This window comes from Micromonospora sp. NPDC003197 (assembly GCF_053590565.1).
Genome location: NZ_JBSFTE010000005.1, coordinates 82,907 through 105,586, shown reverse-complemented (window position 1 = coordinate 105,586; position 22,680 = coordinate 82,907). Strand labels below are relative to the sequence as shown.

Here is a 22,680-nt window from a genome sequence, read left to right as displayed (position 1 = left end):
CAGTGATGTGGCCGGTGAGAACACCGGGACCGTGGAGTCGGATTCGTATCGGCGAGGTTTGCCGCCCCGACCACCGGGTACCGCCTCACCCAGCGCGCCGGATCGCCAACCCTGGAGGGCGACCATGGAGAGTCGAGTCAAGATCATGGGGCATCCGGTGCACCCGATGCTGGTGATGTTTCCCGTGGCGCTGTTCGTGTCGGCCGTCATTTTCGACGTGATCGACATCCTCGGCGGCCCGCGGTTCCTCGGCGAGGTGGCGTACTGGAACATCGTCGTCGGGCTGATCGGCGGCGTCTTCGCCGCAGCGGCCGGCGCGATCGACCTACGGGCCATCCCCCGCCATACCCGGGCCAAGCGGATCGGCGTTGCCCACGCTCTGACCAACAGCGCCGTGATCGTGCTCTTCGCCGCGGTCTGGGCGGTACGGATGGCCGCCGATACGCGCACCGCCGGAGGAGCGCTGGTGGCCATCGAAGTGGTTGCCATCGTCGGAGCCGGGCTCGGAGCCTGGTTCGGCGGCGAACTGGTCGACCGTCTCGGCGTGGGCGTAGACCCCGACGCCAACCTCGATGCCCCCAGTTCCCTCCGGCGTCGCCCGGCGAACCGGTTGGCGAAGTAGCGGAACACGGCGAACCGGTTGGCGGAGCAGCGGAACGACGAACAGCGGGCGGGCGGAATAGGAGTGGACGCAGGATGACCGAGCGTGGCGAACAGCAGCAGAAACAACGCCCAGCCGAACGGCGGTGGGACCCGGTGGCCGACCTACAGACCCTCCGATCCGGACTGGGGCGCATGGTCGACTCGGCGCTGGCCAGTATCGGAGGTGGCAGCCCCGACGTGGAACTGTGCAAGACCGACACCGGTTGGGCGGTGGTCGCCCGGCTCCCCGGGGTAGCCCCAGAGGAGGTCGCCCTCGAACTCGACGAGCGGGAACTGTGCATCCGGGCCCGGTCCGAGGAGGAGGTCAACGCCGACCACGGGATGGCCGGCACCGGTTCCCGTACCCGGGGATTCGAATATCGTGTCGACCTGCCGGCGCAGGCGGACCTGGAGCACATCGACGCGGTGATGGACCACGGCCTGCTGACCGTCATGCTGCCCCGAACGGCCCGCACCACCCCCCGGACGATCACCGTCGGTCGGCGGCTCTACCCCGAACCCACCGCCGGTACGCCCCAGGGCGGGCTCACCAGGCCGATCGCCGGTGACCCGGCCGCCGACCGGGAACTGCACCGCCCCGAGGCGGGTGCCCCCGGTACCGCCCGGTGGCAGAGCGGCTGACCGGCAGCCGGGACATGGGCAACAGCCGGGACATGGGCAACAGCCAGGGCATGAGCAGCAGCCAGGCCATGATCGGACAGATCGGCGACCGGGTGCCCGACGTCGAGCGGATCGCCGTACTGCGGGCCAACGCCCTCGGCGACTTCATCTTCGTACTGCCGGCTCTGGACGCCCTGCGGGCCGCCTACCCGGACGCCGAACTGGTGCTGATCGGAGCCCCCTGGCACACCCGTCTGCTCGCCGACCGGCCCGGCCCGGTCGACCGGGTGCTGGTGGTGCCGCCCGCCGACGGTATCCGTACCGCCGGAGCCGGCGAGGCGCCACCGTCGAAGGAAGCCATGGCCGACTTCCTCGCCGAAGCCCGCCGGGAACGATTCGACCTTGCGCTACAGATGCACGGCGGGGGTGCCAACTCCAACCCGGTGATCTCCGGGCTGGGCGCCCGGCTCACCGCCGGACTCCGGACCGAGAACGCCCCATCCCTGGACCGCTGGCTGCGCTACGTCTACTACCAGCCGGAAGTGGTGCGCTATCTGGAGGTGGCCGGTCTGGTGGGTGCCCCACCGGTCCGGCTGACCCCGTACCTGGCGGTGACCGAGGCAGACCGGGCCGAGGCACGGGACGTGGTCGGCGGGTCGGACGTACCCCGGATCGCCCTGCATCCCGGGGCGAGCGACCCCCGGCGTCGCTGGCCCCCGGAACGCTTCGCCGAGGTGGCCGACGCGCTGGTCGCCGACGGGTACGAGGTGCTGGTCACCGGTACGCCGGACGAGCGCGCGCTGGCCGAGCAGGTGGTCTCGGCAGCCCGGGTGCCGGTCCGCTCCCTGGTCGGTGAACTGTCCCTGGGCGGCCTGATCGGCTGCTACGCCGACTGCCGAGTGGTGATCTCCAACGACACCGGCCCGGTGCACGTGGCGGCGGCCGTCGGCACCCCCACCGTCGGCATCTTCTGGGTCGGCAACCTGCTCAACTGCGCGACCCCGCTGCGCGCCCGGCACCGGCCGATCGGCTCGTGGACCCTCAACTGCCCGGTCTGCGGCGTCGACTGTAGCCGGGAGATCTACCCGGACCGGCCCGGCGACGGGGACTGCCCGCACCGGGTCTCCTTCGTCACCGACGTACCGGTGGTGGAGGTGCTGGCGGCGGTGGCCGATCTGGTGGACTCGCCGACCCACCGGTGAGCACCACCTCCCACGCCTCGACGTCCCGCTCGGTGACCGTGGTCGGCGACTCCAGGTGGTAGGCCCCGCTGGGCAGAATGCCGGCCCCGCCGTACCGGCACATCACGCTGAGCTGCGCGGCGACGTCCTCGCCCTGGTGCCGCTCACCCACCTGACGCCAGAAGTCGAACCCACCGGCCGCCCGCAGCCGGGCCGCGTCGTAGAGCACACACCCGCCGATCCAGGACACCTTGTACGCCCGCCACTGCCCCGAGGGCAGCCGGCGGGCGGCGGTGACGTGCAGCAGGTTCGCCGCCGAGTGGATCTGCGCTCGGTCCCACTCCGGCGTATCCGGCCGGATCTCCTCCGGCTCCGGCGGCCCGCTCCACTCCACATAATGTTGGTGGGTCTCCGGCCGTACGTCGTGCAGATAGGACAACCCGTGTACGGCGTTGCCGACGAAACCGCAGCCCAGCTCGCCGATCGCGGCCAGCAACCGGTCCACCGTCTCCGGTTCGAGCCAGACGTCGTCGTCAAGGTAGAGGACGTACCGGGCGGTCGACTGGTCGAGCAGGTAGGCACGATGCTCGGCGAGCCCGCGCCGAGGCAGCCGTCGGGTGAGCAGCACCGGATGGCCCCGATGTCGCAACACCCGCACCATCGCCGCCACCGCCGGATCGGTCCAGGGGGCCGGCCCGTCAGACTGGTCGCTGACCACCACCCCGAACCCGATCGCACCCTCACCGCCCTGTGCGGCCAGTCCGGAGAGCGTGACGGCCAGTTCAGCCGGTCGGTCCCGGGTCGGGACCAGTACGTCCAGTAACCGCCGGTCGTCCCGGAACTCCTCCTGGCAGCCCGGGTCCAGCGGCCGGCTCACGACGGTCTGCCGGTTAGGAAGGGCCCCCTATTATCGTTTTCTGTAGAGGAAGGGCCCCTTCCAATCACCTCACCAACCGCTTCACCCTGCGAGCGGATCCGCTCGATGATCGCCGAGGTGGACCGGTCCGGTACGTAACCGAGGGTGTATACCTGGCCGCCGAGTCGACGTACCAGAGGTGCCTCGGGGACCATTTCCGGCGGGTAGTCGCCGCCCTTGACGTACACGTCGGGTTGGACGGTCTCGATCAACGCGACCGGTGAGTCTTCCGCGAAGACGACGACATGGTCCACGCAGGAGAGCGCGGCGAGTACGGCCACCCGGTCCTCGACCGGGTTAACCGGCCGATCCGCCCCCTTGAGTCGCCGTACGCTGTCGTCGGAGTTGACCGCGACCACCAGCAGGTCACCCAGGGCGCGGGCCTGATCCAGGTAGCGGACATGCCCCCGGTGCAGGACGTCGAAACAGCCGTTGGTGAAGACGATGCTCCGTCCTGCCTGCCGATGCTGTTCCACCAGCGTGGTCAGCTCAGCGTGGTCGACGACGGTGGCCGCCGGCGCGGACGCCGTCACAGCAGCGGGTGACGTCGGTACGGCCCCGGCTGCGGGCGGCACCGGCCCGGCCCCGGCTGCCGGCGGGACGGTAGCTGCCACAGGGGACACCGGCGCAGCCAGGGCAGCGGGCGAGGCCGGCGCAGCTGTCGCACCGAGCGCGGTGAGCAGGTCGTCCCGGAGACAGACGCAGGTACCGGTGTCGGAGACGGTGATGGTGGCGGCGAGTTGGGCCAACTGCGCGGCCGTGGGCAGCGGCGCGTCGGCGGCCAGGGCCAGCGTCATGGCAGCCAGGTAGGCGTCGCCCGCGCCGACCGCGTGGCTGGCCGGGACCCGGGTGGCGTGGCTGCGTCGAGGATGACCGTCGGCACCGCCGACGACCGCGCCATCCCCGTCGAGGGTCACCGCCACAACCTCAGCCCCGGTACGCTTGCGCAGCTCAGCGAGGTGCGCCTGGGCCACGTCGGCCCGGTCGATGCCGGTGTCGACGGTTGCCGTACGGTCCCCGGTCACGTCGATCTCCGCCTGGGCCGCTCTGGTTCCGTCCCGGGTGCTTGCGGCCACGTCGAGCAGCCGGGTGGCCTCGGCGAAGCTCGGGGTCACCACGGTCGGGGCGAGACCACGCCAGTCGGCCAGGTCGTGGGCGTCCAGTGCCACGGTGGCGAAGAGGTCGCGGTGGGCGACCAGCCAGGCGCGGATCGCCCCGGGCAGCGCGCCTAGGCCGTAGTCGCAGACCACCAGGGTGGGCGGTCGCCCGTCGGTGAGGATGAGTAGTTCCTCGGCGGCGCAGGACAGCGCGCTGAGTAGACGGTCGATGGTGTCGTCGTGTAGTTCGTCGTCGGCGTCGCCTTCGTCCTCCCGGATCAGGATCTGATCGGCGGCGAGGAGTCGACGCTTGACCGGGGTGGGCCGGCCTTGCTGGGTCACCGTACGGTCCAGCACACCCGCCCGGTCCAGGCAGTCGTGTAGCTCGTCACCGGGGGCGTCCGCGCCGATCGGTGAGACCAGTGCGGCGAGCCCGCCCAGTGCGGCGAGGTTGACGGCGGTGTTTGCTGCGCCGCCGGCCGCCGCGAGCCGGCGGCGGAGGGTCAGCACCGGGGCGGGGGCCTCCCGACAGAGCCGGTCCGAGTCGGCGAATCGCCACTCGTCGAGCATGGCGTCGCCGACCACCAGTACGCCGCGTCCTACCCAGTCGTCCACCACGGCCGCGAGTCGGCCGCTCTCCGCTGCGCCTGTCGCCATACGGCTGCGGGTCCCCGTCGTGGTCCGGGTCAAACCTGCGGGTACGGACACAGCCGCTGCCGCTGGCTCTGCGCTGCGGGTGGCCCTGGGGACGGCCGCTGCCGCCGGCCCTGCGCTGCCGTTGCACGTTAACGCGGTGCTACCGGTGGGGGCTACGGGTGCTGTTGGGGCTGTCCGGGCGATTGTCGGCGCTGTCCGGACTGTTGGGATCGGTCCTGATCTGGCCGATCCCCGGGCGAGACGGTACGGCTCGGTCGAGACTGGGCCCATGAGGTCCCCGGGGCCGGGTCAGGGCCGCCCCGGACATCGCGGGGATCGGGAACCACCAGGGGAGGAGCCGCGATGACCGTCGCGCAGGACGACCGCCCAATACTGAGTCACCGACAGATTCTGCTGCTCATGGCCGGGTTGATGACCGGCATGCTGCTTGCCGCGCTGGATCAGACCATCGTCGGCACCGCGCTCCCCACCATCGTCGGTGAGCTGGGCGGGATCACCCACTACTCGTGGGTGGTGACCGCGTACCTGCTCGCGTCCACCGCCTCCACTCCGCTCTACGGGAAGATCTCCGACCTGCTTGGCCGCCGTCCGGTCTTCCTGTTCTCGATCGTGACGTTCCTGATCGGTTCGCTGCTGGCCGGACTGTCGCAGAACATGGTCCAGTTGATCGTCACACGGGGTATCCAGGGCCTCGGGGCGGGCGGGCTGATGACGCTCGCCTTCACGATCATCTCGGATGTGGTGTCGCCCCGGGAACGGGGGCGCTACCAGGGGCTCTTCGGCGCGGTCTTCGGACTGTCCTCGGTGGCGGGGCCACTCGTCGGCGGGTACTTCGCCGAGACGAACTGGCGGTGGATCTTCTATATCAACATCCCGCTGGGCATCTTGGCGATCGTGGTCTGCTACCGGGTGATGCGGATGGTGCCGTTCCAGCGCCGCAAGCATGCGCTCGACTGGCTCGGGGCGGCACTGCTGGTGGTCTGGGTGAGTTGCCTGCTGCTCGCGTTGAGCTGGGGTGGCAACGAGTACGCCTGGAGTTCACCGACGATCATCGGGCTGTTCGCGGCTGGTGCCGTACTCGCGGTGGTCTTTCTGTTTCAGGAGGCCCGGGTCGGTGAGCCGATCCTGCCCCTGCACCTGTTTCGCCGGCCGACGTTCGCGCTGGCCAACATCGCCGGATTCGTACTTGGTCTGGTGATGTTCGGGTCGATCATTTTCATCCCGCTCTACCTACAGATCGTCAAGGGGGCCTCGCCGACCCGAAGCGGTCTGCTGATGCTGCCGATGATGGCCGGGGTGATCGTCATGTCGGTGCTCTCCGGGCGGGCGATGACCCGGTACGGCCGGTACAAGTGGTTCCCGGTGGCCGGGTCGGTGGTGCTGGTGGTCGGCATGTTGCTCTTCACCCTGCTGGAGGTACGGACGTCGCTGTGGCTCGCGTTCACCGTCATGGTCATCATCGGAATTGGGATGGGTCTCTGCATGCAGTCGCTGGTTCTCGCGGTGCAGAACGCCGTGGAGGCACGCGACCTGGGGGCCGGTACGTCGGCGGCGACCTTCTTCCGGTCGCTTGGCGGCTCGTTCGGCGTGGCGATCCTCGGTGCAGTGCTCACCGCCCGGCTGAACAGTGGGCTGGCCGAGCGGCTGCCCGGGGCACTGGCCCAGTTGCCGCCGGAGCAGGCCACTGCGGTCGGCGGTGCGGGCAACATTTCGATCAACGAGCCGGAGAAGATCCTGGCGCTGCCCGATCCGGTCCGGGTCGCCATCCAGGAGTCGTTCGTCAATTCACTGCATCTGGTGTTCCTGGTGACCGGGCTGATCGCGATCCTGGCGGTGGTGGTCACCGTACTGATGCCGGACCGGGAGTTGCGGGGGGCCGGTCCGCAGGGGGCGACCGGTGGGGTTGGCCCAGCTGGCGGCAAGGCACCCGCTCCCGGCGGTAAGCCCCTGGACAAGGCGACCAAGGAGGAGGCAGCCAGCGAAATGGAGGCCCAGAGCCAGACGATGCTCTGACTCTGCGCTATTTCAGGACCAGCCGGCCGGTCCGCTCGAAGGCGGCCAGATCAGCCAGGGTCTCGATTACCGTGGGGGAAATCGGACTCGGCAACTCGTCCATCGGGTAGAACCGGGCATCGGTCGTCTCATCGGTGACAGTCAGCAGATCACCGGCCCATGCGTCCACCCGGAACGCCACGGTGAAGAGCTGGTACGTGTGGCCGTACATATTGGTGTTTGTCCGGTCCGGTCCGGTGTAGAGGCTGAAGGCGGTTACCGAGCTGGTCAGCAGGCCGGTCTCCTCGCGTACCTCCCGGGCCGCGCAGTCGGCGATGGACTCGCCCAACTCCATCGCCCCGGCCGGCATCGCCCAGTGGCCGTTGTCGGAGCGTTGGATCAGCAGCACCCGACCGGCGTCGTCGCGGAGCACCGCCCGTGCACCGACGAACATCAGTGTCCGGTCACCGGCTAGGGCACGAAGTTGTCCAACGTACGAATCAGCCCAGGAAATGCTCATCGGGCCAATCTACGGCGGTGCCTGGCGGATGAGTCGCGTTTCACCCGGGGCCGCCGGGGAACGCGCCGCAATGGCCATACCTGCCCGGGATGGCCGGGACGCAGCGAAGCCCTGCGTCCGGTCGACGGTCGGAAGGGAGTCGAATGGTGACCGGCTTGCTGGCGCAGGACGGCCTGAAGATCAACTGGGTGGAGATGCCCACCTACAACACGATCATGGCGTTGGCGGCAGGCGTCGGCCTGATCCTGGTTGTCGCGCTCGGACGACAGGTGGTCAACCACAAGCCGATCGTCGCCGAGGGCTGGGCGGTCGCCTTCGCGATTCTCGGTGCGATCCTCTTCCTGACCGGCCTGCACATGACGTTGACCTGGCCACTGGCCAGCGGCGGCTTCGCCTTCGACAACATCATCTTCGGTGAGCCCGCGTTGGCGTTCGGTGCGCTGATGCTCGGTGCCGCGCTGGTGCTCTGGCGACGTGCCCCGCTGTTCGAAATGGCGGCCGGTGATGCTGGCGGAGTCCGGACCGACCAGGTACGACGGTTGATCGGTCCGATCTCCGTCTTCGTCTTCGCGCTCGGTCTGGCCTGCTTCGCCATCGCCGCTGCCGGCTGGACGTACACCCTGTTCGCGGCACCACCGGAGGAACCGATCTCCGGCGAGTTCGCGGAGTACCCGTTGATCGAGGCGAGCTTCATCTCCGGCCTGTACGTCCTGACCGGTATCGGCGCGGTGCTCCTTCCGCTCGGTCTGCGCAAGATGACCCGGCCACTGCTGATCGCCGCCGGAGCAGCCTGGGCGATCGCGGGTGTCGTCTTCACCCTCTTCGGTGCGCTGAACTTCTTCACCCACATCGGCCTGATCGTCAACACCCAGTAGTCCGTTAGGAAGGGCCCCTTTCTATCGCTTTTTGCATAGGAAGGGGCCCTTCCTAACACCACTAGTTCGTGGTGGCGGCTTCGACCGTCTGCTCGGTGAGGTCGCCGATGGCCGGCAGGAGCAGGGCGGCTTGCTGTTCGGCGTCCGGGGCGAGTGGATAGGCCGCGTGTGGCACCGCGATCACCCGCATCCCGGCGGCGGCCGCCGAGCGTACGCCGTTGGACGAGTCCTCGATGGCGACGCAGCGTGCCGGCTCGACGCCGAGCGTCTCGGCGACGGCGAGATAGACGTCCGGCGCGGGCTTGCCGTGGGCGGTCTCCTCAGTGGAGAGCGTGGTGCGGAACGTGTCGGTCAGGCCCGTCGCGGCCAGCGCCGCCGCGATCAGCCGGGTGGGCGAGGAGCTGGCCAACCCCAGCGGCCACCGCCCGGCGAGCCGGCTGACGACCTGATCGGCGCGGTCGATCAGGGGTACGTGTTCCGCGTACCGCCGGGTCATCTCCTCGATGACCTCGGTGGCGACCTGTTCCGGCGTACGGTCGACGCCGAGATCCTCGCTGAGGTAGTGGGACCACTCCCTGGTGCTCATCCCCATCAGCCGGTGCTGGGTGTCCGGCTGCCATTGGCCACCGTGGTTGGCCACGTAGGCGCGCCGGACCTCCTCCCAGACCGGTTCGGAGTCCACGATTACGCCGTCCAAGTCGAAGATCACCGCATCCGTCACGTTCACCATCCTGCCCGACCTGGCGACCATCGGCAGGGCGGCCAGGATGACGGATATGGCCAGGCTCAGCTGATCGGTGCGGGCAGGCCGTGTGGGGTGACGGGCGGCAGAACCGCGTAGCAGGCGTGGGCGACCGGGGAGATCAGCTCCCGCAGCCGGCGGATCTGTGCCGGGTCGAGGGCCCGCCACGGGCCGGCCGCTGCCCGATCGGTGGCCTCCTCGACCGCCTGGTACGCCGTACGTCCGGCCTCGGTCGGCTTCCCGTCCGGGGTGAGCCAGCCCTGGGCGGTCAACCGGTCCACTGCCGCCTGCCATTCCTCGTCGGTCCAGCCCCGGTAGGGCTGCAACACCTGCCGGGGCAGGTCGACACTGGCCCGCCAGACGAGCGATTCTGGCCCGTCCAGCCCGGCCGTCACCAGTGCGGCGACATGCCCGTCGCCCCGGTGCTCGCGTAGCGTGGTGGCCGCCTGCCAGAGCCGGCCGAGGGACTGCTCGGGGCGGGGCAGCGCTGCGTTGACCGCCCCGAGGATTCGGCCGCTGTGGTCGAGGTGCCCGGCGGCGGCCTCCAGCAGTTCGGCCAACTCGGCGACGTGGGCTTCCGGCAGGTCGTACGTCAGTTCGGCGAGGGCCTGCACGGCTCCGGTGAGCCGGGTTCGTAACGCCTCCTCCGGGCTGACCAGGCGCCAGACCGAGGGCAGGGCTCGGGCCACCATGGCGGGGGAGAATCCGAAGAACGCGGCGACCACAGGTGCCGCCTCGACTGGGCCCAGCGGTGCGGATCGGGCGGCGAAGTACCTGCGCCAGCCACGTAGCCCGACTGCCTCGTACGCCGCTTCGGGGCGGGGGTGGAAGTAGGTGATGGCGTGTACTGGTTCGAAGTGTGTCCACATCAGCCGAGCGAGCCGTTGCGGATCGTCGATGTTTTCCACCCCTCGAACCTTAACGTTAGTTAAGTTGGCTGGGAAGTAGGTGACTGTCAACGTTGATCCGGCGGTAGTTTCGGACCATGACGATCCTTACTGACCAAGATCTGGCTCTGCTCAACGAGCCGCACCTTGCCCACGTGGCGACGATCGAGGCGGATGGCAGCCCGCACGTGACCCCGGTGTGGGTGGACACCGACGGCGAGTACATCGTCTTCAACACCGCCAAGGGGCGGGTGAAGTACGACAACCTCCAGCGCAACCCGTCGGTGGCGGTGTCCGTGGTGGACCGGGCCAACGACTTCCGGACGCTCTGGGTCAAGGGCACCGCGGAGCTGGTCGAGGAAGGGGCCGAGGCGCACATCCACCAGCTCGCGAAGAAGTACCTCGGCCAGGACCGGTATCCGTTGCAACCCGGTGAGGAGCGGGTGATCGTCCGGATCACGCCTACCCAGAAACTGGGGCGCGGCTGACCGAGCGGGTGGCTTAGGCGCTCCTGCAGGCCCTGCTCAGAGGCTTTTGCGGACCCGGTTCAGGCGCTCTTACGGGCCGCCTTCTTCGGGGCGGCCTTCTTCTCGGCCGTCTTCCGGCCGGTTGCCTTGGCCCCGGTCGCCTTCTCGGCGGTCTTCTTGCCGGTGGTCTTCTTCGCACCCTCAGCCTTTTTGGTCGGCTTCTTGGCGGCAGTCTTCTTCGCCGCCTGAGCCGCCCGCTGGGCCGACTTCGCCGAGGTGATCGGCGTCGGCTTGCCAGCGCCACCCCCGCCCGCTGCCGCGCCTGCGCCCGCTGCCCTGCCCCGGGCAGCTGGTGCCTCACCCCGGGCGGCTCGGGCGCGGTCCACCGATGCGCGTAGCGCCGCCATCAGGTCCACCGCCGCAGCCGGTGCCTCCTCCACCTCCTCGGGCTGTACCACCTCGCGACCCTCGACCTTGGCGTCGATGACCTCCTGCAACGCCGTCCGGTAGTCGTCGGTGAACGCGTCCGGCTCGAACTCGCCGGCCATCGAGTCGATCAGGGAACTGGCCATCGCCAACTCCGGACCCCGTACCTTGATGTTCTCGTCGAGGAAGCCAAAGTCCGGCGTACGGATCTCGTCCGGCCAGAGCATCGTGTTCAGCAGCAGCACGCCCTCGCGTACCCGGAGCGTGGCGAGTTGCTCGCGTTGGCGCAGCGCCACCTTGACGATGGCCACCCGCTCGGCGTCGGCCAGCGCGTCGCGCAGTAACACGTACGGCTTGGTCGCCGCCCCTTCCGGCTCCAGGAAGTACGCCTTGTTGTAGAGGATCGGGTCGACCTGCTCGGCCGGTACGAACTCCAGTACGTCGATCGCGTGCGAGGTGGTCAACGGCAGGTCGGCGAAGTCCGCGTCGGTGAGGATCACCATCTCGCCGCCGCCGATGTCGTACCCCTTGGCGATGTCGTCGTAGCTGACCTCCTCGCCGCAGACCGAGCAGGTGCGTTTGTAGCGGATTCGGCCGCCATCCTCACGGTGCACCTGGTGGAAGCGGATGTCCTTTTCCTCGGTAGCTGAATAAAGCTTGACTCCGATGGAGACCAGCCCGAACGAAACCGCACCTTTCCAGATGGCCCGCATTCCCCTGCCCCTTCATCCGATATCGATCAGGATCGCATCTGTTTGAAGTGCGGACGAGGGTTTCCCGGCGGATCTACGCTGGTGAGGTGCCCCGTGCGCCAGTCAAGCCGATGCTCGCCAGTGTCGGCGACCTGCCCGCCGGATCCGAATGGGGCTACGAATTCAAATGGGATGGCGTCCGCGCGCTAGCCGATATCGGTGGCGGCACGATACGCCTCTACTCCCGATCCGGCAGCGAGATCACAATTGCCTATCCGGAGCTGGCCGCGCTCCGGGAACAGGTGGACGACGTGCTGCTCGATGGCGAGGTGGTGGTGTTGACCGGGGGCGGCGTGCCGTCGTTCACCGCTCTTGCCGAGCGGATGCACGTACGGGAAAAGGGCAAGGCCGCCCGGCTTGCGGCGGCGATGCCGGTGACGTACATGATCTTCGACTTGCTCCGGTGGCGCGGCGAGTCCCTGACCGGCCGTCCCTACCGCGAGCGCCGGGAGTTGCTCGACGGGCTCGGCCTCAGCGGCCCCCACTGGGCCGTGCCGCCGGTCTTTCCCGACGGACCGGCCACCTACGAGGCGGCCGGGGAGCACGGCCTGGAGGGGGTGATGGCCAAGCGACTCGACTCGGCCTACCGCCCCGGGGTCCGCTCGCCCGATTGGGTCAAGATCAAGCTGGAGGTGACCGGCGACTTCGTGGTCGGCGGCTGGCGACCCGGGGCGCGGCGGATCGGCGGCCTGCTGGTGGGCGTACCCGGACCGGACGGGCGACTCATCTACCGGGGTCGGGTCGGCGGCGGCATCGGCGCGGCCACCGAACGGGAACTGCTCGGCATCCTGGAACCGCTCCGGTCCGACGCGTCGCCATTTCGCGGCAAACTCCCTGGTACGGATGCCCGAGGGGCGATCTGGGTAAAACCTGAGACCGTGATCGAAGTGAAGTACGGCCAGCGCACCCCGGACGGACGGTTGCGGTTCCCCCGGCTGCGCCGGTTGCGTCCCGACAAGGCGGTGGAGGACGTGACCGATGACGGCTGAGCGTACTAGCCGGCAGACGAACCGGATCCGGGTCGAAGTGGACGGCCGGGAGCTGGAACTGTCCAACCTCGACAAGGTGCTCTATCCCAGCGCTGGCTTCACCAAGGGCGAGGTGATCGACTACTACACCCGGGTCGCCCCGGTGCTGCTGCCGCACCTGCGGGACCGGCCGCTGACCCGGATCCGCTATCCCAACGGCGTCGAGAGCGGCTCGTTCTTCGAGAAGAACGCCCCCGCCGCCACCCCCGACTGGGTACGCACCGAGACCCTGCCCGCCCCCGGCTCCAGCAAGGGACGGGAAACCATCGACTATGTGGTCGCCGACGACCTGCCCACCCTGGTCTGGCTGGCCAACCTCGCAGCCCTGGAACTGCACACACCGCAGTGGAGAATCGGCGAACACCCGGACATGATGGTCGTCGACCTGGATCCGGGATCGCCGGCCGGGCTGCCCGAGTGCAGCGCGGTCGCCGTACTCATGCGGGACCGGCTGGCCGACGACGGCATCGTCAGCTATCCGAAGACTTCCGGCAAGAAGGGCATGCAGCTCTGCTGCCCGATCGCCGGCACGCAGTCGGCCGACCTGGTCTCGGCGTACGCCAAGCGGATCGCCGAGGAGTTGGAGCACGCCGAGCCGAAACTGATCACCTCGAAGATGGCCAAGCGGCTCCGCCCCGGAAAAATCTTCATCGACTGGAGCCAGAACAACGCGGCCAAGACCACGGTGACGCCGTACTCGCTGCGGGCGCAAGCCACCCCGACCGTCTCCACGCCGCTGACCTGGGACGAAGTAGAAGAGGCCGGGGGTGGCATCCCAGGCAGCGTGCGTCAGTTCACCTCCGCCGAGGTGCTGTCCCGGATCGACGAGTACGGCGACCTGATGGCCGACCTGATCGACGGCGGTCCGGAGCTACCGGGTTAGGAAGGGCCCCTTCTTATCGGTTTTTGTATAAGAAGGGGCCCTTCCTAACCCGCGAAGCGGGGTGGTGCTGTCGAGGCGGGGGTGGGCGGGTCAGGTCCGAGGGCGGCGGCGCAGCAGCAGGACGGCAACGGCGATGACAGCCCCGACTAGCAGGAGACAGCCGACGCCGATCGCGGCGATGGCGCCCGCTGGCCACTGGCCGTTCTGGTCGTCGATCGCGTTGGGAGCCGGCCCGGGCACCTGGAACGTCGTGTCGGGATTCGGCGGCGTGAGGCTGGCCTCGGGCAGCGGCGGTACGTCGGCAGTCAGCGCCTTGACGACGTTGACGATGCCGTAGCCGTACTGGTCGTCGCGGCCGGGTGCGCCCTTGTCGGTGGCGGTGGCGGTGAGCCGGTGGATCACCTCGGGTGCCTTGAGGTGCGGATACTTGGCCCGTACCAGCGCCACCGCCCCGGCGACAATGGCGGTGGCATCACTGGTGCCACGGCCGAGGTGATAACCGTTGCCGCCGTTGGCGCGGGTACCCGTGGTCGTGATGTCGACGGCCGGCGCGGTCAGCACGACCTCCGGGCCGGTCACGGAGATCTCGGCGTGCCGGCCGTTGCGGTCCACCCCGCCGACGGCGATTACTCCAGGGTAGGCGGCCGGATAGATGACCTTTTTGTCGTCAGGGCGGTTACCGGCAGCAGCGACGACCACGATGTCAGCCCGTTGAGCAGCCTGGATCGCCTCCCGCATTTCAGCGTCGTCTCTCTCAGCTCCGAGGGAAAGACTGATCACTTTGACGCCCTGGCTGATTGCCCAGCGAATGCCAGCCTCGGTATCGGATCCCGGCATCTTCGAAGAAACGGTGTCGCGGATCGACAAGATTTTGGCCTGGGGGGCAACGCCGAGGGCTCCGGCACCGTTGCCGTGCCCATGGGCTGCGATGAGCCCCGCCATCGCGGTGCCGTGTCCGTCGAGGTCGGTGCGTCCATCCAGCACGTCGACCCTATCGCCGGTGAAGTCGTTACCCGATAGCACGGAGCCAGTCAGGTCGGGGTGACCAGCGTCGACACCGCTATCGACGACGGCAACGGTGACCCCGGCCCCCTTAGTGATCCGATGTGCTTCGGCAATCTTCAGGAAGTCAAGGTGCCACTGCTTGTCGCGGATCTCGTCGGCTTGGGCTGGAGGTGCGACCACGAAGGTGGTGGCGAGTGCGGCCATGGCGGCGACGATTACCCGGCCGGTGCGGCGGCAGGCGGGATGGCGGTTCATCGGTTGATCCCGATGACGCCGGGGCCGAGATCGTGACGACGTTCGCCTCGGGGTGCTTCGGTCACGGGGGGCACTCCTTCAGCTACCTCCCACACCAGGTCAGCTCGGCCGTTCGAGCCCTGATCGCGCCGGTCCTGGCCACGGCCACCAGCTCCGAGCGGCATTCCAGCTCCCATACCCGCCGTATTCGGCATCCCCGAGCTGCCGGCCCGCCCTGCCATAGTCGGACCGCCGGCACCTCGGCCGCTTGCTCCGCCGACCGGGGCGTACATTCCGCCCGGCGGAAGGGCGTTGCCGCCTAATCCGCCACCGGCCACGAGCCCGCCTGTGCCAGAACCAACACCGATACCAGTGCCAGGGAGCCCGGTAGCTGGGGGAGCAGGAGTGGTGGTTCCACCACCGACGCCACCGAGGATTGGCCCACTGCCACCGGGTGTGCTACCCCCGGGTGTCCATTGCTGCCCGTCTGGCAGCACCGGGTTGATTCCAGGCAGCGACGCGGGCGGGTTGTGGGGCACTGGAGGTACGTGCGAACCACCACCACCGGAACCTGACTTGCCACCCGGCACCGGGGGTAGCTTGGGTTCCCTCAGGTCTGATTCATAGCGAGCCGGGAGAGTGATCGACTCGGCATGCTGGGCGACCACATTTTCGGTTTCGGACATGATCTGGCGGGCCTTGCGGTTGATGTCATCTTCCGCGCCGTCGAGTTGACGCAGCAGCAGGTCGTCGGCCTTTTCCTGGTATTGCCGACGCAGCGGCTCTAGCCGCTTCTTCGCCGACTCCAGGACATCCATGATGCCGTTGAGCGCGTGCTTGTTTCGTCCGGAGGCGGTCTCACTTTGCACCATGCTGGTAATGAGCTGATCGAGTTCGCCTAGGAAGGTGCGGGCTGCGATGCTGCTGGTTGCAGGCCAGGCAACCTCCGAGGTTTGCCGATACCGGCGCAGCCGGGCGATCTGGTCGGCCAGCGCTGACTCCACCGCGGCCCAGGTGCTCACCTGACGGCGGCCGGTTTCGATGTTGTCGCCCTCGACCATCTGCCACAACGCGTGTACGTCGTAGGCGTCCCAGTTGGTGCACCAAGGCGGCGCTACCGGGCCACCAGCCGGCTGCTCGGTTTTCTTGCTGGGCACCGATGGTCCCATGATGGGCAGCTGAGTGTTCCGGGGAGGAGCAGCCGGGGCGGTACCACTTGGGAGGTAAGTCGGGTCGATGTGCGAGTGGTGTAGTCCCCTGCCGGCGAGGCGTACGGCTGCCAGCTCGTCGACCTGGTCGTAGTTGTCTGCTGCCTCGCTGGTCGCCAGGGCAATCTGGTCCACCCTGGTCGTGTAGCCGGCCAGGGTGGCTATCGCCCGATCGAGGGCCAGCGCGTACCGCTTCTTTGCGGCGAAGACGTACCCGCTGGCCGAGGTGGCACCGAACGGCACACCCGGAGAAAAGTCGGTCTTGACCTGCGTCGAACGCGGTTCGAGGGTGGCTGCCTTGTCACCGCTGAGCTGGGTGGAGACCTGCCGGAGATCGGCCGTGCTCACCCGGATTTGCAGCCCATCGTCCAACTCGGCCACGAAAATCCTCCCCCATGTTTCGTGACAGACGCTAGATCGCACAATAGCGGAGCGTGCTGAGTTCGAGGACAACATATCGCTACGTCGCCACACAGAGGACAGTGGATTCAGGGGTACGCGTCGATGCTGAGCGAGTGTCGGAGGCATCTGGTTAGGTCGGGGTGACGGATAGTCAGCGCATCCGACTTGGTCAAGGGGGACTTCCGTGGTCAGGGTCTACACCGAGGCGAGCATGTCGCTGGACGGCTACATCGCTGGTCCCGAGGAGAGCGGGTTCGACCACCTCTTCCGGTGGTACGAAAACGGCGAGGTCGTCACGGCGACCGCTCAGCCGGATCTGACGTTTCGCACCTCGCTGGTCAGTGCCGAGCATCTACGTCGTACGACGGAGGAGACCGGGGCGCTGGTCGTGGGGCGGCGGCTGTTTGACCTTACCGATGGGTGGGGCGGTCGCCATCCATTGGACAAGCCGGTCGTGGTGGTCACGCATCAGGTGCCGGACGGCTGGCCGCGCGCGGACGCCCCGTTCACCTTCGTCACCGACGGGATCGAGAATGCGATTGCACAGGCTGCCGAGCTGGCCGATGACGGCTGGGTTGGGGTGAATGGCGGCAGCATCGCCCGTCAGTGCCTCGACGCCGGACTGCTGGACGAGATTCGGGTGAACCTGGTTCCGGTGCTGCTCGGCGGCGGTGTTCCCTTCTTCGCCCAGTTTGCGGACCCGCCGGTCGGGTTGACCGGGCCGATGGTGATCCCAGGCGACGGGGTAACCCACCTCTATTACGGCGTAGCTCGGCGGTAGCCGTACGGGCGCAGGTGTGGTCGGCCGTCGCAGGGCGCGGTGTGCTCGGTGGGCAGCGCGCATCGGGCACCGTTCGCGAGTAGCCGATCACAGAAGACCCGATGGTGTACGCCCTGGTCGTCCTCCCGGGAGACGGTGACCTCGCCCAGCTCCACGCAGCTGCTGAGGTGGGCCAGGAGGCGGGCGGCGGTACGCGCGAAGATCCGTGCCCGGAACAGATCCAGCACGGTGATCGGGAGGTGGATCACCCAGCGGCTTCGGGTAGCGGGGCTGGTCATCGCCGGGCCAGTTCGTACGCGCTCGGGGAGTGGGCATTCTGCCAGGCCCGCAGCGCGCGTTTGATGCGTACGTTTTCTTCTTGGACGGCGACCAGGGCGGTCTGCGTCACGGCCAGTTCGTCAGCGACCCGGTGTAGGAAGGCGCGGATCTCGGCTGGGTCGAGGCCGCGACGGCGCGTGGTGAAGCGATGGCTTCGTACCTGCCAGGGGCGCAGCGTCGGGTGTCTGGCGGGCCTTGTGGTGGGGTCGTGGCGAAGGTGTCTCGGCTGATGATCGTCGCGCCGGCTGCCGCGTAGTCGGCGTAGGAGTGCGCGCACGTGTCGCCCTTCGTTCGGTCGTCTGCTGAAGGCTCTTTCTGCTGGTGGAAGGGGTGGTCTCCGCCGTCTCGGGTTCGGCGGAGACCACCCCGCCCTGCCGGCGCAGCCTCGATCGGCGGTACGACGACAGGGCCGTGCGGGTGTGCGGGGTGTCCCGGGATGGCCGGCCGGGGGAGCGGTCCGGCCACCCCGGGACCGGGGGGAGGTACGGCTTGCGGCGGTACGAGCGATGCGTGTCCCGTACGAGCAGCGCCAACCGACCGCAGCAGCACCACATCACTGACAGCGACGGTATTGCCACCGAGTCACCTATGTCAAGGATGTCACCACGCCGACTAACCCGAACTCGTCAGTAGCGTCAGTTGTCGTTCATGCGTTGCCTATCTCGGCATAGTCGATCAATACTGGGTGGGCCAACCGACTGCAAGGGGCCAAAGCGTGCCTATTCCACCCACGATGGACGAGCTGCTCGACGATTTGATGAGCAAGATCGAGAACGGAACCTACCCGCCGGGCTCACAGTTGCCCGCTGGTCGGGCGCTGGCTGACGAGTACGACGTTTCGCAGTCGACCATCAGTCGTGCGATGGCGACGTTGCGGAAGCGGGGTGTCCTGGTTGGGCGGCCGGGGCGCGGTGTTTTCGTAGCCGAGTCCGGACGCTGACCGGGTTCTCGTTCCAAACTGAGTTCTCAAAACCCTGTCCGTAGGGAATCAAAGACTCTCCACGATTGCCGGTAGGAAGCTTGCTTCCGAACGGAAGACGTCAATCTTTTCGGGGCGGTTGGTTCAGGGGTTCGTTGAGTAAGCCGTCGAGTCGTCTGGCTTGTTGATCTACGCGGCCTCGGGTACGGCGGATGGTTGTGGGGGTGACGTATGTCGAGGCGGGCGGTCTTGTCACCCCCTGAGAAGCCCAGGCTGCCGACCGATCGTCACCGACGCGAGGTTGAGCCGAAGTTGCTCGGTGACGGCTAGCGCCTCCTCCTCCTCGATGTCGCCAGCCCACCGTTGGCGCCATGTTGATTCATCCGCGAGCACTACGTCGAGCGCCCGCGCGGCCAAGTCTCGCAACGATGGGCCAACCCGGATGTCCGCTCGACCAAGGAGAAATCGCGGAGCGTAGGCCGAGTCTGAGGGCGGTGCTCCGGTGAGTGACTGAAGCACGGTGGCGGCCGCCGCGACAGTTCGAGCGGCCTGGTCCACGGTTAGGGCATGTCCGGCGGACACCGCCGCCTCGAGAGTGCGGCGCACAAGATCAGCACGTTGATCAGGTGCGGCGGCCTCGAGGGCGCCGCACCACTCGACCGCGTCGTCGTTGTCGAACGGACCGAGCTGCCATGTTGCCATCGCCCCTCCTCTGGATGGCGTAACCAAACCACATCCATAACGCCACCGACACCGGGGTTCGGTTTGCGAGGCAGCCGCAGGTCGCGCGGGCGGGCTTTACATTCTGGCGAGCCTCTTTCAAGATCGACAACTCCGCGGTATGCTCCTGCCATGCCTGAGCTGCCAGAAAAGCCAGTGATGGACCGCACCTCTGTGGAACTCTTCGCTGGCGGCGGCGGCCTGGCGATGGCCGTTCACCGAGCGGGTTACCGTCCCCTCCTGGTCAACGAGCTCGTCAAGTACGCCTGCGAGACCCTCAAGGCCAACGTGGCCATTCCGTGGGGGGAGAGCAAGCGAATCCCCTCCCCTGGTGAGCGGTGGCCCCTGATCGAGGGGGACGTGCGCGAGGTCGAGTTCGACTACCTATGGGATCGCGTGGATCTACTCGCCGGCGGGCCGCCCTGCCAGCCGTTCAGTCTGGGCGGCGTAGCCAAGGGCGATGAGGACAAGCGCAACATGTTTCCGGCGATGTTCCGCGCTATCCGCGAGATTCAGCCCAAGGCCGTCGTGTGCGAGAACGTTCGTGGTCTGCTGCGCCCGTCCTTCAGGCCATACTTCGAGTACATCGAGCGGGAACTGGGGCTGCCGTTCGAGGAACGTGGCGATGACGTCACTTGGCGCGAGCATGACGAGGTGCTGCGGGATCGGTTGGCCGAGGAGCCGTCAGACCCGAAGCAACGGTATGAGGTCGTGACCACGATGGTGAACGCCGCCGATTACGGCGTGCCGCAGATCCGTAACAGGATCATCATCGTGGCGTTCAGGTCAGATTTCGGCGTCGACATCGAACGCTTCAAGGAGGCCGTACGCCCACGGCACTCGGAGGATGCGTTGATCCGGTCGATGTTGGACGGCTCCTATTGGGAGCGGCATCCGGACGTTCCCGATCACGTTCGCCAACGTGTCATGTCGCGACTGCCAGACACACCTCCCGAGGACGACGGAAAGCTTCCCTGGCGCACTCTGCGGGATGCCCTCAAGGGCTTTGACGGACAGCCCTCGTTACCTCCCGTGCCTTGGGACCGACTCGATCGGCGCGAGTATGGGCTCGGTGGTTTCACCGATCACATCGGCTGGCCGGACGCACGTATCTACGCGGGCCACACCCCAAACGAGCTGGACCGACCGGCGAAGACAGTCAAAGCCGGCGTGCATGGCGTACCCGGGGGAGAGTCGGTGATGTTGACCGACGATCTGCTACCCGAACCACTCGGAGTCTCGCCCTACACCTACCGACACCGATACATGACGGTACGCGAGACAGCGCGAGTCATGACCTTCCCTGATGACTGGAAGCTCGCGGGCCCTCGTGGTGAGCAGATGCGCCAACTCGGTAATGCCGTCCCCGTCATGCTTGGCGAGATCTTCGCCCGAGCCATCGCCGCCGCGCTCGACGAGGCCGAGAGCAAGCCGTGATCTCATCATCGGCCCGGCCCGACCAGCGCTGGGCGGACAAGCCCCCAGACCCGAGAGCATGGAAGGGACGAAAGGGCCGCAGCCGACGAGCGGCCTCAGCTGAACAAGATCGGGCTGCCGGTGGGATCGACCGACGGTGGGTCGACCTCGGCGATGGACGACAGGCCCGTGCGTCCGTCGTACTCAAACTGCTGCCGCGAACCCGGCGAATCCGCGCATACCTGCGCTGGTCGGATAGCGGACGTTCACCCGCTCGCTACCTAGGTGAGGTCGAGCACGCCACGAGAGCCGAGAATCTCGCCGAGGGATGGCGGCTCGCCTGGGACCGAGGAATCCTCGTCGTGCCCGAGGTTACCGCCTCCTCATGGGCGAAGAGCCCGGCCGTGCGGGCCGTGATGCGCGCCAACAAGGCCCGCGACACGGGCCCCGAACGCCGACTACGTTCGCTCCTCCACAAGGCAGGCCTGCGATACCGGGTCAACACGCGGCCACTTCCCTCTCTGCGCCGCACTGCGGACGTGATGTTCCCTACCGCACGCGTAGCAGTGTTTGTCGACGGCTGCTACTGGCACGGATGCGCCGAGCACTATCGCCCCGCCCGAGCCAATGGCCAGTTCTGGCGAGAGAAGATCGAACGGAACCGTGCGCGCGACCGGGAGACCGACCAGCTACTCGCCGGGGCCGGATGGACGGTAATCCGGATCTGGGAGCACGAGGATGTCACGGAGGCCGCCAATCGCATCTATTGGGCAGTGCGTGGATCGCCCGCCAACCTGCGGCCTTTGGCACCCGCCCTATGAACAGGGCCGGCCGTCTACACTAGCCACCCCTCGCGCCACCCCCTGAGTCAATGATCCGTTACCAAGGGTCGCAAGTGGTCAATGGGCGGCCGAGGAATGGCGCTGCCGTACCTGCGGTGCGGGGCATTGTCCGTCGATGACGTCGTGCCGGCACTCACCTCTGGTGCCGATGTGTTGGCCGAGTAGGCTAGCGGAGCTCACTTCACGAGATCGACTTGCTACCGACATGTGGAAGGTCGAGGCAAACGCATGTTCAACAGCGCTGATTTCCGCCTGAGCATCACCCGGGCTCTCGGTGACCAGCTCGCCGAGTCCTTGGAAAAGCTGACGCCGGCACCGCTTGACCTAGCCAGTATCGCGGCCCTCGCTCCCCGCCCCGGTGTATACCAACTTTACGAAGATGACCACTTTGTCTACGTCGGCAAGGCGGACAACTCGTTGCCCGCGCGCCTCACAGAGCACTTCACGAAGATTGCCGGCCGTCTACACGTGGGCCGCATGACCTTCGCCTGCCTGTACGTCGAGGAGGACCTTCACGCTGTCGCGCCGGAAAAGCTACTGATCGCTCGGTACAAGGGCGAGGGCCAGGCACCGTGGAACAACAACGGCTTCGGTAATAACGACCCGGGGAAGGAGCGAGACACGACGGACTTTTCCAAGAAGCCGCGCCACTTCGATGTCTTGCACTCGGCGAACCTCGACTGGGTCTGCGACACGATCATGCCCGGCCGCTATACGGCAGACCACTTGCTGAAGAGTCTCAAGGAGGCTCTACCCTATGTCTTCCGCTATCAGCAGGCTGCCTTCCACAAGGAGGTGACCGTCGAGGTCATGTCCCGGCGGCCGACTGCGGACGAACTCTTTCAGAGCCTGGCCTGGGCCATTGCCGACGTAGAACCAACCTGGCAGATTACCGCTTTGCCTGGATACGTGATCTTGTATCCCAAGAAGGGTCCATACCCGAGCGCGCGACGCACATACCCGTAGTGGCCTGATACTGCCGCAGGAACGCGTCAGATGACAGGCGACGCCGGACGTATGAGAATCGGTAGATTAGCGCAAGGTAGGAGCCGGCCGGCCGGCAGTTTCGGTCAGGGGCACCCGGCCGGAGATGTGGCAGCGGTCCGAGTGTGTGGATCGCGCCTGTCCAGCCCTCTAGTGGCTTGCCCC

Annotated in this window: 24 protein-coding genes; 13 read left to right on the top strand and 11 right to left on the bottom strand. The window is 67.6% G+C overall.

What is annotated here, in order from left to right; genetic code table 11:
* The first annotated feature begins 124 nt into the window (after nt 1-124).
* The 3 genes from ACWDV4_RS07440 to ACWDV4_RS07430 all read left to right on the top strand — a co-directional run bounded on the left by ACWDV4_RS07440 (nt 125) and on the right by ACWDV4_RS07430 (nt 2,465).
* The gene (locus ACWDV4_RS07440; protein WP_449975626.1) at nt 125-622 is read left to right on the top strand and encodes a DUF2231 domain-containing protein; all 498 of its coding nucleotides are present in this window, start codon (nt 125-127) and stop codon (nt 620-622) included.
* A gap of 74 nt (nt 623-696) precedes the next feature.
* On the top strand, nt 697-1,284 hold the full coding sequence (locus tag ACWDV4_RS07435) for an Hsp20/alpha crystallin family protein (protein ID WP_449975624.1): 588 nt from the start codon (nt 697-699) through the stop codon (nt 1,282-1,284).
* 68 nt (nt 1,285-1,352) lie between these two features.
* Nucleotides 1,353-2,465, top strand: coding sequence for a glycosyltransferase family 9 protein (locus ACWDV4_RS07430; RefSeq protein WP_449975905.1), 1,113 nt, complete (start codon nt 1,353-1,355; stop codon nt 2,463-2,465).
* Here the strand turns inward: ACWDV4_RS07430 and ACWDV4_RS07425 are convergent.
* Both ACWDV4_RS07425 and rfaE2 read right to left on the bottom strand, forming a co-directional pair.
* On the bottom strand, nt 2,395-3,321 hold the full coding sequence (locus tag ACWDV4_RS07425) for a glycosyltransferase family 2 protein (protein WP_449975622.1): 927 nt from the start codon (nt 3,319-3,321) through the stop codon (nt 2,395-2,397). The genes ACWDV4_RS07430 and ACWDV4_RS07425 overlap by 71 nt on opposite strands.
* On the bottom strand, nt 3,318-5,114 hold the full coding sequence (gene rfaE2 / locus ACWDV4_RS07420) for a D-glycero-beta-D-manno-heptose 1-phosphate adenylyltransferase (protein ID WP_449975621.1): 1,797 nt from the start codon (nt 5,112-5,114) through the stop codon (nt 3,318-3,320). Before rfaE2 ends, ACWDV4_RS07425 begins: the two co-directional genes overlap by 4 nt.
* A 342-nt stretch (nt 5,115-5,456) precedes the next feature.
* Here rfaE2 and ACWDV4_RS07415 point away from each other — a divergent pair, with 342 nt between their 5' ends.
* The gene (locus ACWDV4_RS07415) at nt 5,457-7,127 is read left to right on the top strand and encodes an MDR family MFS transporter (protein WP_449975620.1); all 1,671 of its coding nucleotides are present in this window, start codon (nt 5,457-5,459) and stop codon (nt 7,125-7,127) included.
* 7 nt (nt 7,128-7,134) lie between these two features.
* Here the strand turns inward: ACWDV4_RS07415 and ACWDV4_RS07410 are convergent, their stop codons facing one another.
* A complete protein-coding gene (locus tag ACWDV4_RS07410; RefSeq protein WP_449975619.1) occupies nt 7,135-7,626 on the bottom strand; it encodes an NUDIX domain-containing protein in 492 nt (163 codons plus the stop codon).
* 146 nt (nt 7,627-7,772) lie between these two features.
* Between ACWDV4_RS07410 and ACWDV4_RS07405 the strand changes: the two genes are divergently transcribed.
* Nucleotides 7,773-8,501 (top strand): DUF981 family protein, encoded by a 729-nt coding sequence (locus ACWDV4_RS07405; RefSeq protein WP_449975618.1) that lies wholly within the window; start codon nt 7,773-7,775, stop codon nt 8,499-8,501.
* A gap of 61 nt (nt 8,502-8,562) precedes the next feature.
* Here ACWDV4_RS07405 and ACWDV4_RS07400 read toward each other — a convergent pair whose 3' ends face one another.
* Together ACWDV4_RS07400 and ACWDV4_RS07395 are read right to left on the bottom strand one after the other, a co-directional pair.
* Nucleotides 8,563-9,231 carry an HAD family hydrolase gene (locus tag ACWDV4_RS07400; RefSeq protein ID WP_449975617.1) on the bottom strand — a complete coding sequence of 223 codons (669 nt, stop codon included), beginning with the start codon at nt 9,229-9,231 and terminating at the stop codon, nt 8,563-8,565.
* A gap of 56 nt (nt 9,232-9,287) precedes the next feature.
* Nucleotides 9,288-10,112, bottom strand: coding sequence for an SCO6745 family protein (locus ACWDV4_RS07395; protein ID WP_449975903.1), 825 nt, complete (start codon nt 10,110-10,112; stop codon nt 9,288-9,290).
* A 116-nt stretch (nt 10,113-10,228) separates the two neighbouring features.
* On the opposite strand from ACWDV4_RS07395, the gene ACWDV4_RS07390 reads away from it, so the two are divergent.
* Nucleotides 10,229-10,618, top strand: coding sequence for a PPOX class F420-dependent oxidoreductase (locus tag ACWDV4_RS07390; protein WP_449975616.1), 390 nt, complete (start codon nt 10,229-10,231; stop codon nt 10,616-10,618).
* 59 nt (nt 10,619-10,677) lie between these two features.
* Here ACWDV4_RS07390 and ku read toward each other — a convergent pair whose 3' ends face one another.
* On the bottom strand, nt 10,678-11,736 hold the full coding sequence (gene ku, locus ACWDV4_RS07385) for a non-homologous end joining protein Ku (RefSeq protein WP_449975614.1): 1,059 nt from the start codon (nt 11,734-11,736) through the stop codon (nt 10,678-10,680).
* Between the two features lie 86 nt (nt 11,737-11,822).
* Here ku and ligD (ACWDV4_RS07380) point away from each other — a divergent pair, with 86 nt between their 5' ends.
* Nucleotides 11,823-12,764 (top strand): non-homologous end-joining DNA ligase, encoded by a 942-nt coding sequence (ligD, locus tag ACWDV4_RS07380; protein ID WP_449975612.1) that lies wholly within the window; start codon nt 11,823-11,825, stop codon nt 12,762-12,764.
* Nucleotides 12,754-13,686, top strand: a complete 933-nt coding sequence (gene ligD, locus ACWDV4_RS07375) for a non-homologous end-joining DNA ligase (protein WP_449975610.1) — start codon at nt 12,754-12,756, stop codon at nt 13,684-13,686. Before ligD (ACWDV4_RS07380) ends, ligD (ACWDV4_RS07375) begins: the two co-directional genes overlap by 11 nt.
* Nucleotides 13,687-13,776: 90 nt before the next feature.
* Here ligD (ACWDV4_RS07375) and mycP read toward each other — a convergent pair whose 3' ends face one another.
* Together mycP and ACWDV4_RS07365 are read right to left on the bottom strand one after the other, a co-directional pair.
* Nucleotides 13,777-14,946 (bottom strand): type VII secretion-associated serine protease mycosin, encoded by a 1,170-nt coding sequence (gene mycP / locus ACWDV4_RS07370; protein WP_449975609.1) that lies wholly within the window; start codon nt 14,944-14,946, stop codon nt 13,777-13,779.
* Nucleotides 14,943-16,514, bottom strand: a complete 1,572-nt coding sequence (locus ACWDV4_RS07365) for a hypothetical protein (RefSeq protein ID WP_449975608.1) — start codon at nt 16,512-16,514, stop codon at nt 14,943-14,945. Before ACWDV4_RS07365 ends, mycP begins: the two co-directional genes overlap by 4 nt.
* A gap of 232 nt (nt 16,515-16,746) precedes the next feature.
* Between ACWDV4_RS07365 and ACWDV4_RS07360 the strand changes: the two genes are divergently transcribed.
* Complete coding sequence (locus ACWDV4_RS07360) at nt 16,747-17,316, top strand: dihydrofolate reductase family protein (protein WP_449975901.1); 570 nt, start codon at nt 16,747-16,749, stop codon at nt 17,314-17,316.
* Here ACWDV4_RS07360 and ACWDV4_RS07355 read toward each other — a convergent pair.
* On the bottom strand, nt 17,295-17,594 hold the full coding sequence (locus ACWDV4_RS07355) for a hypothetical protein (protein ID WP_449975607.1): 300 nt from the start codon (nt 17,592-17,594) through the stop codon (nt 17,295-17,297). The two genes, ACWDV4_RS07360 and ACWDV4_RS07355, sit on opposite strands and share 22 nt — an antisense overlap.
* Nucleotides 17,591-17,911, bottom strand: coding sequence for a DivIVA domain-containing protein (locus ACWDV4_RS07350; protein ID WP_449975606.1), 321 nt, complete (start codon nt 17,909-17,911; stop codon nt 17,591-17,593). Before ACWDV4_RS07350 ends, ACWDV4_RS07355 begins: the two co-directional genes overlap by 4 nt.
* Before the next feature lie 456 nt (nt 17,912-18,367).
* Here ACWDV4_RS07350 and ACWDV4_RS07345 point away from each other — a divergent pair, with 456 nt between their 5' ends.
* Nucleotides 18,368-18,574, top strand: a complete 207-nt coding sequence (locus ACWDV4_RS07345; RefSeq protein WP_449975899.1) for a winged helix-turn-helix domain-containing protein — start codon at nt 18,368-18,370, stop codon at nt 18,572-18,574.
* Between the two features lie 231 nt (nt 18,575-18,805).
* On the opposite strand, the gene ACWDV4_RS07340 is transcribed toward ACWDV4_RS07345, so the two are convergent.
* Nucleotides 18,806-19,255 (bottom strand): DUF4259 domain-containing protein, encoded by a 450-nt coding sequence (locus ACWDV4_RS07340; protein WP_449975604.1) that lies wholly within the window; start codon nt 19,253-19,255, stop codon nt 18,806-18,808.
* Nucleotides 19,256-19,432: 177 nt separating this feature from the next.
* Between ACWDV4_RS07340 and ACWDV4_RS07335 the strand changes: the two genes are divergently transcribed.
* The 3 genes from ACWDV4_RS07335 to ACWDV4_RS07325 all read left to right on the top strand — a co-directional run bounded on the left by ACWDV4_RS07335 (nt 19,433) and on the right by ACWDV4_RS07325 (nt 22,497).
* Nucleotides 19,433-20,710 carry a DNA cytosine methyltransferase gene (locus tag ACWDV4_RS07335; RefSeq protein WP_449975897.1) on the top strand — a complete coding sequence of 426 codons (1,278 nt, stop codon included), beginning with the start codon at nt 19,433-19,435 and terminating at the stop codon, nt 20,708-20,710.
* 341 nt (nt 20,711-21,051) lie between these two features.
* Entirely contained in the window at nt 21,052-21,510 is a 459-nt protein-coding gene (locus ACWDV4_RS07330; protein WP_449975602.1) for a very short patch repair endonuclease, read from the top strand.
* A 249-nt stretch (nt 21,511-21,759) separates the two neighbouring features.
* A complete protein-coding gene (locus ACWDV4_RS07325) occupies nt 21,760-22,497 on the top strand; it encodes a GIY-YIG nuclease family protein (RefSeq protein ID WP_449975601.1) in 738 nt (245 codons plus the stop codon).
* Nucleotides 22,498-22,680: the final 183 nt, after the last annotated feature.